Origin of the sequence: Pontibacter kalidii (genome assembly GCF_026278245.1) — a bacterium.
Taxonomy (GTDB): Bacteria; Bacteroidota; Bacteroidia; order Cytophagales; family Hymenobacteraceae; genus Pontibacter; species Pontibacter kalidii.
On record NZ_CP111079.1, the window covers coordinates 558,546 to 571,331 of the forward strand.

Below are 12,786 nucleotides of genomic sequence, written 5' to 3' on the forward strand. Positions count from 1 at the left end.
GTCTCGTGTAAGCAATGTGCAAGGCCGTCGGCCGTAGCATAATGTTTATACATTGTTAGCAAATGTTATTTTAGTTTACGCCTTTCTGCAAGCTCCATTTTCATAGCTTTTATTTTAGCAGGGAGTACAAAAACTTCATTTACTAAAAGTAAAAACAAGTCGTGAACTGCATTAGCATCTTCTTCAGAAAATTCTTGTAATTCTTCGTCTTTATCGGGATGTGCTCCTTGATTTCCAACTTGTCTAATCAAACTACTATTATCATGAAAAACATCTGTTAGATTAATTTGCAAAGCATTTACATTGTCTTTTAGCCATTCTAGTTCTTTATACAAGGTTCTGCCTTTGGCTCCTAATATATCCTTAACTAAAATTTGTAGGGCACGCCTGAACATAATAGTTGCAGACATGTATTGAGAATGTTGCAAGGCGTACTTTGCTTCCAATACTGTTTTTTTCAACAAGCGATACTCTGCAGGTATATCTTTAGTCTCAAATTGTGATTCTTGAGATGGGAGGTTAAATAATTTATAGTAATCAAAAACATACCTACTGCCATTTTCAGATTCCTGCAATCTTGAAAGCACAACTAATTGTATGAAACTTTGCCTTTTACAACTTGGACATTGAATAAAAAAAGTAGCAAAAATTGGTAAGTTGTCTTTTCTGTAAGTTCTTTCATGCCACCGAGAACCTATTTTTAAGTAAGCATCTTTTTGACAAAAGTCACATCTACTAGATATTTCTGAACTTAAACTTGAAGAGTCATTTGTCAAAACGAATTGATGATTACTTTTTATGTACTCAGTAAATTCTTCTTCATTTAATAATTTCATATGTTTTTAATATTTGTTAATTTCAGTATAAACGGAACCCTATTCCGTTTATACTATCAAATCCGGGGGCTAAACGGAGTACTCTTTAAATATAGCAATTTCTATGAAACAAAAAGAGCACCCGTCTCCAGGTGCTCTTCCATTGCTGATTTCATACTTTGTACTTTACTCTTCCTGCGCCTCCTCCAGGTGCACCAGGTAGCGGGTTAGTTTGTCCCACTGCAGCTCCTGGAAGATGGCCCAGCCGCCCTCGGCCACGAAGGTATTCAGCACGGCACGGTCGCCGGCATCTTCGCCCTGGTTGTTGATACCCTCATTTTTGCCGATCTCATACCCATGGATGGTATTCCCCTGGCGGGTTACCCGGAAGGTGCTGCTGGCCTCCTTTATAAAAAAGTGCTCTACCTCGGCCTCACCCTCGCCCAACTCCTTCGGTTTCTCGCTCGGGTGCACCACAAACTCGGCAAGGTTATCCTCCTCGCGCAGGTCCGCAATCTTCACCCAGTTCTCGATGGTGGAGGCCGGAAGTATGATCTTCAGGTAATAGCCAACCTCCGGCTTGAGCGCCGTGGTGCGGCCGCGGCTATCGTAGAGCTCGAACGTGGAGTTAACGCCGGAGAGCTTGGTCCAGTCATTCACGTTAAAGAGCTTTTGTTTCGAGCGTTCAAAGGCCGTCCTGGCTTCCTGCTCGGTCGGGTAGCTGTTCTCGTTCTGGTAGACCTTGTCCTTGGTCTCCTCGCCCTGCAGCACTTTGGCCTCTTTCTTTACCTTGTTAAATATATCCTTTATCGACATGGCTGTTCTTCGTTTTAGTGATGTGGAAGTATACCTCCTCAGAGAATGAGTTTACGCGCCATTTGGCCGGATGTTGATGGCTCGGATCAGAAAGTCCGGAGGAACGTGTGAGCGAACAGGTACAGAAGGCACAGCATATAAACCGTAGAGTTGCTCTTTAGGTCGTGCCTAACACAAGGTATAGGTGGTAATAGTTATAAATTCCCATTAAATCCATATCTTAGCATATTATTGCTGCACTATCACAAAAGAAGCTGCAAAAACATCTTTTATGAAGAAAGAAGCAGGACGTTGGCTTATACTCGTGCTGCTGTTGCTGCTGTCTGCTTCCGGGGCAGAGGCAGGGGCGGCAGGCAGGCTAGGTTTTCCATACATTCAGAACTACACAAAGCAACAATATAAAGCCGGTAACCAGAACTGGTCGGTAACGCGCAGCCCCGACGGGGTGATGTACTACGGCAACTCTACCGGTCTGCTGGCTTACGACGGCAATAACTGGCAGCTCTACCAGATGCCCCATAAGCTAATCGTAAGGGCCGTGGCTGCAGACGCCAATGGGCGGGTCTATGCGGGAGGCTTTGGGGAGATGGGCTATTGGAGCCACGACGAAGAGGGGCTCTTCCGCTATACTTCCCTAGTGGGGCTGGTGCCGCCGCAGCACCGGCCTGCAGACGAGATCTGGAAGATCTACGTGGACGGGGACAACGTATACTTTCAGTCCTTTACGAGCATCTTCAGGTACCAGCATGGGAAGATGACCGTGGTGAAAGCGTCGAATCCTTTCCTGTTCCTGCACCAGGCCGGCGGCCGCTACTTCGCAGAGGTCATCTCCGAGGGCCTTTACGAGTTGAGGGGCGACAGCCTGCATTTTGTACCTGGCAGTCAGCAGCTGGGCAGCTCGGGCATTCTGAGCATCCTGCCGTTTTCCGAGGGCAGGATTTTGATCGGCACTGCCAAAAACGGTCTTTTTTTATTTGACGGACAGCAATTTACACCTTGGCAGAACGAGGCAAACGAGTTTCTGAAAACTTACCAGCTCAACAACGGTACCCTGCTCGACGGCAGCTATTATGCCTTCGGAACCATCCTGAACGGGGTGGTAGTGCTGGATGAGGACGGGAAACTGGTGCACCGCCTCAATAAAAGCAACGGCCTCCAGAACAACACTGTGCTCAACCTCTTTGCCGATGCCGCGCAAAACCTATGGGTGGGGCTGGATAACGGCGTCGACCGGGTGGAAATCAACTCGCCGCTATATTTCTACTTCGATAAGGTGGGCGATTTTGGCACCGTATACAGCAGCATCATCCATGGCAATAAAATTTACCTGGGCACCAACCAGGGCCTGTACTATAGCAACTGGAGTCCCGGTACCCCAAATGCGGCCCAGCACCTTAACTTTCGGATGATCGAGAACTCCCAGGGACAGGTATGGGAACTGACTGTTATAGATGGTGAAATTTTGTGTGGCCACAACGAAGGCACTTTCAGAGTAGAGGGAAGTGCGTTGGTCAAAATCTCGGATGTGAAGGGGGGGTGGACGATCAAAAAGCTGCAGTCGGACCCCACGGTGCTGATACAGGGCACCTATACCGGGCTGGCCGTGTACCGCAAGGGCAAAGCAGGGCACTGGGCCTTCTCCCATATGGTCAGTGGCTTTGGCGAGCCGGGCAAGCACGTGGAGCAGGACCAGAGCGGCCATATCTGGGTAAGCCATGCTTACAAGGGGCTTTACAGGTTAGCGCTGAGCCCCGACCTGCGGCAGGTAACCGATAGCAGGAGCTTCGACGAAAGCCACGGCTTGCCCGGTAGCTATAATGTAAATATTTCCCGGCTCTTCAACCGCCTGCTGTTTTCCACCGGCAGCGGGTTCTACCATTACAACGAGGCTTCCGGCAGGTTTATCCCTTACAAGGAGCTGAATGGCAAGCTGGGGCCAATGGCCACCTCTAAGCGTGTACTGCCGGCCACCGGTAAAAAGCATTGGTTCATCAACCACGGCAAGGTGGCGCTGGCAGACATGAGCAATCCGCAGCAGCCCCGCATCAACACGAGCCAGTTCAGCATTCTGGACGGCCGAATGGTGCAGGAATACGAGAGCATCAGCAAGATCAGCGACACCATTTACCTGATAAGTATGGACGACGGTTTTGTGATCTATAACTCGGAGGCCAGGGCGCAGCCAAGTATGGCGCTGCCGTCTGTCCTTATCCGGAGGGTGGAGAATACCGCGGGTAAACAGCAGGTGCTAAGCGAGACAGGCAGGTACAGGCGCGTGTTGGAGCTGCCTTACAGCCAGAATAACGTGCGGCTGTCTTACGCTTTGCCCTACTTTAAGCAGGCGCAGGTGGAGTTTCAGTATAAGCTGGAGGGGTACGCCGCTGAATGGTCGCCGTGGAGCGACGCTACGCAGAAAGAGTTCACCAACCTGGGGCAGGGCGAGTATAGCTTTAGGGTGCGCGCCCGCATAAACGGCGAGGCCGTAACAGAGGCCACCGTATACCGGTTTGTGGTGTTGCCGCCCTGGTACGCCACCTGGTGGGCTTATACTTTGTACGCCGTGCTGGCGGCGGTGCTGCTCTGGCTGGGCCGAAGGCTATACTTCAGAAAGCTGCAGCGCGATCAGCAGCGCATCCAGCAAAGGCTGGAGCAGGAGAAGCAGGAGCAACTGCGGCAGGAGGCTATCCTGCACGAGCAGAAACTGGTGAAGATACGGAACGAGCAGCTGAAGTCGGAGCTCTCGAACAAGAGTCGCGAGCTGGCCAGCACCGCCCTCAACATCGTGAACAAGAACGAGCTGCTGCAGAACATCAGCCATGAGGTAAACAAGCTGCAGGATGCCGAGGGCAACAGGCTGCCGGAGCGGCAACTAAAGAAAATCCAAAAAATCATACTGGATGGCATGAGCCCCCAGACCGATTGGGAACTGTTTGAGAATAGCTTTAACGAGACCAATGCCAACTACTTTAAGAAGCTGAAAGAGGACTATCCCGAGCTCACCCCAAACGATATGAAGCTATGCGCCTACCTGCGCATGAACATGTCGAGCAAGGAGATCGCCTCGCTGCTGAACATTACGGTGCGGGGGGTGGAACTGCGCCGTTACCGCCTCCGCAAAAAGCTGAACATGGATCCCGATAAGAACCTGGTGGAGTTCTTCATGGAGATTTAGTACCACATCATTACTACATCATTGCCCCTCTTGCCCCCCTGAAAGCCGTTTCTGGGGGGTATTTTTTATGTGATCCCTTCATCTATAACAACCGCTCCACGTATACAGAAGCATGCACTTGCCGGTGCTATTTCACGCCTGCGCCTTACAGGGTAAGCACTCACTATTTTAGGGATGATGTGGTATTGTAGTGGCGGGCTTTTTGGGCGCCGGGGCTTTTTTGCTGACATTGAAACCATCAACCTAATCAAAATCAAACCTATCATAAAACGTATGAAGAGAAAATTTATACTACTCGTCATGTGCCTGCTGGCGGTTCACCTCTCGTTTGCACAGAATACAATTTCGGTGCAGGGTAGGGTAACCGATGCCACCACCGGGCAACCGCTGATCGGGGCGGGTGTTGTGGTGCAGGGCACCACAACCGGAACTCAGACCAATGCTGATGGCAGCTATACTTTAAATGCCCCGGCAGACGGTACCCTTTCGTTTAATTACCTTGGTTATAGAAACCTGCAGGTGCCCATTAATAACCGTACGACTATTGATGTACAGCTGGAGACAGACGCTGAGGCACTGCAAGAGGTGGTAGTGGTAGGCTATGGTGTGCAGGAGAAACGGGATATTACAGGTTCCATCAGCTCTGTAGAAGGAGAGGAGATTGCCAGGCAGGCATCACAGAACCCGGTCAGCAATATCCAGGGTAAAGTGGCAGGGGTGCAGATTTCGAACAGCGGCCAGCCAGGGGCATCGCCTACCGTGCGCATACGGGGTACAGGCTCTGTTTTTGGAGATCCGGGCCCTTTATATGTGGTAGATGGTACTATTGTGCAGGATCTCAGCTTCCTGAACCCCAATGATATTGCCTCCATGGAAATCCTGAAGGATGCCTCCAGTGCTGCAATCTACGGCTTGCGTGCAGCCAACGGCGTAATACTGGTTACGACCAAGCGCGGAAGGGCTGGTGAGGCGCGCATCAACTACAATGGATTTGTAGGAGTGCAGCGCGTGACAAACAAGGTTGATTTAGCAAATTCGCAGCAGTATGCAGAACTGATCAACCAGAAAGAAGGATCAGAAATCGTAGACCCTAACCTTCCCTCTACAGATTGGTATGATGAAATCCTGCGTACAGCCAGCATTCACAACCACCAGGTGAGCTTTTCCGGAGGGTCTGATAAGATTACCTATAGTGCCAGCGCTGGTTATCTGAACCAGGAAGGCATTATCGACGGAAACAAGTATGAGCGTATTACGGCGCGCCTGCAAACAGACTTCAATGCCACAGAGCACATAAAGCTGGGCTATAACGCCATTTTCTATGATTATAACTCAGACGATGTGCCAGGCGGCGTTACGTACCAGGCCTATGTGGTTCCCCCGGTTGTGCCGGTATTTAAGGCTGACGGTAATTATGGCGACCCGGCAAACCTTGGCCTCGGCACTTTCGGCAACCCCAGGGCTGCGCTTGATTGGTACAACCAAATCTCCAACGGCCAGAACCTGACTGGTAGTGCCTTCGGTGAGGTCAACTTCCTGGAGAACTTTACGTTCCGCTCCAGCCTCGGGCTTTCCTACGCTATCAACGAGTACCGCAACTATGTATCCGAGGACTCGCTTACAACCACGCAGGTTGCCCGACGCAGCACCCTCACAAAATCCAGAAGTAAGTTTACCCGTTGGCTCTGGGAGAATACCCTTACCTTCGATAAGCAGTTCGGAGACCACGAGGTAACTGCCTTGCTGGGGTACTCGGCGCAGGAGGATAATGAAGAGGCCTTGATCGGCTCCGCCAACGATGTGCCTTTCGAGTCGGAGGCGACGCTGTACTTAGGCTTAGGAGACCCGGAAACCTTTTTTATCACCAACACTGCTGATAAACTTACCCTGCTCTCTTATTTCGGCCGCGTAAACTATAACTACAAGAACCGGTACTTACTCACGGCCACACTCCGACGCGACGGCTCCTCTAAATTCCCGGAGGATGAACGTTTTGACTACTTTCCAGCAATAGGCTTAGGCTGGGTAGTCTCTGAGGAATCGTTTATGCAGAACCAGCAAGTGCTGGATTACTTTAAACTGCGCGGCAGTTGGGGCAAACTGGGTAACAGCCGTATTCCTTCCAACATAACCATTCTGCGGCCGGACCTGGACAATCCAATCTATACAGCTGTTTTTGGCGGGGTGGTGTACCCGGGTGGTACCATCAACCTGGCGGTTCCACCAACTCTGTTTTGGGAAGTGGTGAAAGAGACAGACATCGGGGCAGAATTTGCTTTCCTGGACAACAGGCTTACAGCTGAAATCGACTGGTACAATCGTGAGACGGAGGACGCCATTTTCAATACGCCGCTGCCTGCCACACTAGGTACACTGACAAGTGATATTTTTGGAAACTTTGCCAGCTTCCGTAACAGAGGGCTCGAGTTTGTTGCTACCTGGAATCAGGATGTCACCGTTGATTTCAGCTACTCTATAAGCGGCAACTTCTCAACCAACAAGAACGAGGTGACCGAGGTGGCTACAGGTTTGCCCCAGTTTAGTGGAGGACTCCCTGTGGGCCGCATCTTTACCAGCGTAACCCGTGTAGGCGACCCGATCGGGTCCTTTTATGGCTATGAGGTGGAAGGCATCTTCCAAAATGAGCAGGAGATAGCAAACTCTGCCCAGGCTAACGTGACTAACATAGAGCCCGGAGACTTCCGCTACCGCGACCTGAACGGCGACAATGTGATCGACGCGAATGACAAGACGATCATTGGCAATCCAAACCCAGGGTTCTACTATGGCTTAAACACGAACTTTAGGTACAGAAACTGGGATTTCCAGTTAGACTTTCAGGGCGTTGGCGATGTAGACGTGTATAATGCAAACAAAGGAGTAAGGATCGGCAACGAGAACTATACAGAAGACTTTTATGAAAACCGCTGGAGTGGGCCGGGGTCTACCAATACCTATCCAAGTCCTGACTTAAAAGATGCTAACATTCAGGCTAACAGTTGGTATGTGGAGGATGGTAGCTACATGCGTATCCGAAATCTGCAGTTGGGTTATACCCTGCCAAGTGCACTTACCAGTGGCTGGAAAATGGAGCGCATCAGACTCTATGTAAATGCGCAGAACCCGGTTACCTGGTTCGACTACACAGGCTTTACACCTGAGGTAGGAGGAGCCCCCAACAGCGCAGGCGTAGACTTGAACGTGTACCCGCTTTCTGCCACTTATAACTTTGGTGTAGATGTTAACTTCTAAAACGGAATCAAGAGCAAATCATATGGAAAAGAACAGAAAGAGGGGCAGAGGAAAGGCTTTAATTGTGCTAGGCGTACTGTTGCTTAGCGGGCTGTATGCCTGTAAGGAGGAGGAGTTCCTGGATGTGCAACCTCAGGGTGAAACAACCAGCGAGACATTCTTCGTGACACCTGAGGATGCGATCAGATCGGTGAACGCGATTTATGGCAACCTGCGGGAGTGGAAAGTTGCCGCGTTTGCCAACCTGGCGATGACGAACATTGCCTCAGACAATGCAGAGAAAGGGAGTGATCCCGGAGACGCTGCATTCATGAACGATTTCGATAACTTCACCATTTCTCCCACTCAATTTATTCTGGATGACTACTGGACTGGCCAGTACCAGGCCATCAACCTGACAAACCAGGCGATCACGAACATCCCGAACATTGAGATGGATCAGGCGCTGAAGGATCGCCTGATTGCGGAGGCTAAGTTTCTGCGTGCCTATCATTACTTCAACCTTGTCAGAGCCTTCGGCGATGTGCCGCTGCTCACGCGTGTTCCAACAGAACCGGAGGAACTGAACCCGGTGCGCACTCCAAAAGAGCAGGTATACCAACAAATTATTCAGGATCTGACAGATGCAGCGCAGGTGCTGCCTCAGAGTTATGATGCAGCCAATGTTGGCCGCGTTACCGAAGGGGCCGCACTTACCCTTCTGGCAAAGGTGCAGATGTACCAGGAGAACTGGCAGGCAGTGTATGACCTTACCAGCCAGGTAATGAGCATGGGCTACTCGCTCACACCGAATTACTACGACATCTTCCGTATTTCAGGGGAGAATAACAGTGAGTCTATTTTTGAGGTGCAGGCCACGACCATACCCGGAAACTGTGGGGCGTCTAACCTGCAGTGGGGGGAAGTACAGGGAGTTCGCCCCCAGTTCGGCTGGGGATTTGGCATACCTACTGAGGACCTGGTCAATGCCTACGAAGAGGGAGATGAGCGCCTGGACGCTACTATTTTGTTTAGAGGGGAAACAACCCCTGAAGGCGATAAGATCGATGAGAATGCATCAAATCCGCGGTATAACCAAAAGGCCTATGTACCAAGCTACGTAACGCGGGAGTGTGGTTATGCTAAAGATCAGAACATGCGCATTTTACGCTATGCAGAGGTGCTTTTGATGCATGCCGAGGCCGCCAATGAGCTAGGCATGACCCAGGAGGCACTGGATGCACTGAACCAGGTGCGCGAGAGAGCTGGTTTAGATCCAATCACGTCTGCTTCGCAGGAGGAGTTGCGCAACATTATCTGGCACGAACGCCGGGTGGAGCTCGCGCTGGAAGGGGATCGCTTCTTTGACCTGGTGAGACAAGGCAGAGCAGCGGAGGTGCTGCAAGCGCAAGGGAAACAGTTTACAGAAGGTGTAAATGAGGTATATCCTATTCCACAGCGCCAGATAGACCTCAGCAACGGTGTGCTTACCCAGAACCCGGGTTATTAATTACTAAATAATTGAAGTATGGGGCCGCCGCAAGGCAAGGCTCCATACTTTCTTTTCTTTCACTATTTAGACTACACTTTCGCAACGGATGTTGAACAAACAGCTATGGTACTGCTGCCTGCTACTGCTATGCACACTGCTGTCCTGCAAGGGCGAGGCAGATGAGGAGCAGCCTGCACCGGGACCAACTGATCCTGTAGCCCCCTCAGAACCCACGGCAGCAGAAGATAAAGCCCTGCTGGATGAAGTACAGGAGAGTACCTTCCGCTACTTTTGGGACTTTGCCCATCCTGCCAGTGGTATGGCGCGTGAGCGCAGCAGCTCCGGCGACCTCGTAACCACAGGCGGCACCGGCTTCGGCGTGCAGGCTATACTTGTAGGAGTGCACCGCGGCTGGATCACACGTGAGCAGGCTGTAGAACGACTAAACAAACTTTCAGATTTTCTGGCCAAGGCCGATCGTTTTCATGGCGTATGGCCACACTGGCTGCATGGCAATACCGGCGCCACCATTCCTTTTAGCCCCAAAGATAACGGCGGCGATCTGGTGGAGACATCCTTTCTGATGAACGGCCTGCTTACGGCCCGCACCTACTTTAATGGCGGCGGCGCAGAGGCAGAGCTCCGGCAAAAGATCACCCAGCTCTGGGAAACAGTGGAGTGGGACTGGTACGCCTCGCGTGGTGACGGCAAGCTCTACTGGCACTGGAGCCCCACCTATGGCTGGGAGATGAACATGCCCCTACAGGGCTGGAACGAGGCACTGATCACCTACGTGCTGGCCGCCGCCTCGCCCACCCACCCCATCTCGCCGGAAGTATACCGGAATACCTGGGTGAGCGCCAACTTCGGGGCCGCACAGAACTACGGCGGCTATACCTTGAAAATGGGACCGGCCTATGGTGGTCCGCTGTTCTTTGCCCACTACTCTTTCCTGAGCCTCGACCCGCGGCAGCTGGAAGATACCTATACGAACTACTGGCAGCAAAACCTGAACCATACCATGGTGAACCGCTCCTACAGCCTCAGTTCTGCGCCGCAGAGCTACGGCTACACCGAGAGCTTCTGGGGCCTTACGGCTTCCGATGATCCGGATGGTTATGCCGCTCACTCACCCGCCAACGACAATGGCACGGTGGCACCCACGGCGGCGCTGGGTTCTTTCCCCTACACACCCTATTACAGCATGCAGGTGCTCCGGAAAATGTACAAGGGCCTTCGCAGCCGGATGGTGGGGGAGTATGGCTTAAAGGACGCGCATAACAAGGCCCGTAACTGGACAGCCACCGACCACCTGGCCATCGATCAGGGGCCGATTGTGGTGATGATAGAGAATTACCGCAGCGGACTGCTCTGGGGCCTGTTTACTAACCTGCCCGAAGTACAGACCGGGCTTTCCAAACTGGGCTTCCGAAAACCGACCTACGATACAGGCTTTCCGCTGGTAACACCCGATATCAGAACAAGCCAGGTAGATCTGTTGCGCCACCCGGACAAGGACAACTACCTGATCGATGTGGCCACGAAAGAAGCTGGGAGCTATACCCTAAAACTGCTGCAAGAGGACGGCACGGAGCTAAAAACGATCTGGAACAACGAGAGCAAAAGTGCTGGACTGGAGCAGGTGGCGCTGGGGCAGGAACTGGCGCCGGGAAAGTATAAACTGCTGCTCCGTTCGGGCGCTACATCTAAAGAGATCCTGCTTTACCTCCATTAAGAACAAGTGTAAACCAGTATCTGAGATAAAAATTACAGAAACAAAACAATACACACATGAAGCGAACCTTACTAGCCATACCCTTGCTGGCCGCTCAGCTTTTCTATGGCTGCCAGAGTTCTTCCGAAACGAGCACCGTTACAACTGAGCCAGCTGCCGACACCACTGCAACAGCTGGCCAGCAGCTGTCGGATGAGGAGTTGCTGGCGCTGGTGCAGGAGCAGACCTTTCAGTACTTCTGGGAGGGGGCAGAGCCTAACTCGGGGCTTGCCCGCGAGCGTATCCACATGGATGGCGATTATCCACAAAATGACCAGAATGTGGTTACCACCGGTGCCACTGGCTTTGGTTTAATGGCCATTGTAGTGGGCATGGAGCGTGGCTTTATTACCCGAAAGGAAGGGGTGCAGCACCTGCAGAAGATGGTGAACTTTCTGGAGAAAGCCGACCGTTTTCATGGGGCCTGGAGCCACTGGATAGAGGGGGAGACAGGCAAGGTAAAGCCGTTCGGGCAAAAAGATAATGGCGGCGACCTGGTGGAAACGGCTTTCCTGGTGCAGGGCATGTTGACGGTGCGCCAGTACCTACAGGATGGCAATGAACAGGAAAAAGCCTTAGCAGCACAGATAGACAAGCTCTGGAAAGGAGTAGATTGGAACTGGTACCGCAACGGCGGGCAAAACGCGCTTTACTGGCACTGGAGCCCCACCTATGGCTGGGAGATGAACTTTCCAATTCGCGGATACGATGAGTGCCTGGTAACCTATGTGCTGGCGGCCTCTTCGCCTACGCACGGAGTGCCCGCCGAAGTATACCACGAGGGCTGGGCCCGCAGTGGGGATATTACATCTGGCGCTACCATGTATGGCCGTGAGGTGGTGTTGAACCACAACGGACACAAAGGCAGCGTCGGGCCGATGTTCTGGGCACACTATTCTTACCTGGGCCTCGACCCGCGCGGGCTCACCGACAAGTACGCCGACTACTGGAAACTCAACCAGAACCACACCCTGATACAGCGCGACTACTGCGTGGACAACCCGAAAGGCTACAAAGGCTACGGAGAAGATGCCTGGGGGCTTACCTCCAGCTATTCTCCGAAGGGCTACGCTGGTCATAGTCCTGAAAACGACCTGGGCGTAATCACACCGACCGCGGCTCTTTCGTCTTACCCTTATGCACCGGAAGCGTCCTTGAAAGTAATCCGCCACCTTTACGAAGAACTGGGCGACAAAGTGATTGGGAAGTACGGGCCGTACGATGCTTACTCGGAGGAGCACAACTGGTTCCCGCAGCGCTACCTGGGCATCGACCAGGGACCGATAGTGGTGATGATCGAGAACGGTCGCACAGGCCTGCTCTGGGATCTGTTCATGAGCGCTCCGGAAGTGCAGAGCGGCCTGAAAAAGCTAGGCTTCCAAAGTCCGCAGCTCAAGTAAGTATAAAAGCTGGCAGGCGCAGGAATAGCTCTCGCGTCTGCTTTTAAAGGAACATATATTACCTGACAGGAATATCAAAGTATAAA

General features: G+C 52.0%; 7 protein-coding genes. 5 read left to right on the forward strand and 2 right to left on the reverse strand.

Features of this window, described 5'->3' with window-relative positions:
* Positions 1-65: 65 nt before the first annotated feature.
* Complete coding sequence (locus OH144_RS02380; RefSeq protein WP_266204686.1) at positions 66-836, reverse strand: DUF4145 domain-containing protein; 771 nt, start codon at positions 834-836, stop codon at positions 66-68.
* Between the two features lie 165 nt (positions 837-1,001).
* Entirely contained in the window at positions 1,002-1,631 is a 630-nt protein-coding gene (locus OH144_RS02385) for a hypothetical protein (protein WP_266204687.1), read from the reverse strand.
* A 271-nt stretch (positions 1,632-1,902) separates the two neighbouring features.
* On the opposite strand from OH144_RS02385, the gene OH144_RS02390 reads away from it, so the two are divergent.
* The 5 genes from OH144_RS02390 (at position 1,903) to OH144_RS02410 (ending at position 12,700) form a co-directional block, all read left to right on the forward strand.
* Entirely contained in the window at positions 1,903-4,803 is a 2,901-nt protein-coding gene (locus OH144_RS02390) for a ligand-binding sensor domain-containing protein (RefSeq protein ID WP_266204688.1), read from the forward strand.
* A 273-nt stretch (positions 4,804-5,076) separates the two neighbouring features.
* Entirely contained in the window at positions 5,077-8,055 is a 2,979-nt protein-coding gene (locus OH144_RS02395) for a SusC/RagA family TonB-linked outer membrane protein (protein WP_266204689.1), read from the forward strand.
* Between the two features lie 22 nt (positions 8,056-8,077).
* Complete coding sequence (locus OH144_RS02400) at positions 8,078-9,544, forward strand: RagB/SusD family nutrient uptake outer membrane protein (RefSeq protein WP_266204690.1); 1,467 nt, start codon at positions 8,078-8,080, stop codon at positions 9,542-9,544.
* Positions 9,545-9,632: 88 nt separating this feature from the next.
* Positions 9,633-11,261, forward strand: coding sequence for a glucoamylase family protein (locus OH144_RS02405; RefSeq protein WP_266204691.1), 1,629 nt, complete (start codon positions 9,633-9,635; stop codon positions 11,259-11,261).
* Between the two features lie 56 nt (positions 11,262-11,317).
* Positions 11,318-12,700, forward strand: coding sequence for a glucoamylase family protein (locus tag OH144_RS02410; RefSeq protein ID WP_266204692.1), 1,383 nt, complete (start codon positions 11,318-11,320; stop codon positions 12,698-12,700).
* Positions 12,701-12,786 lie beyond the last annotated feature (86 nt).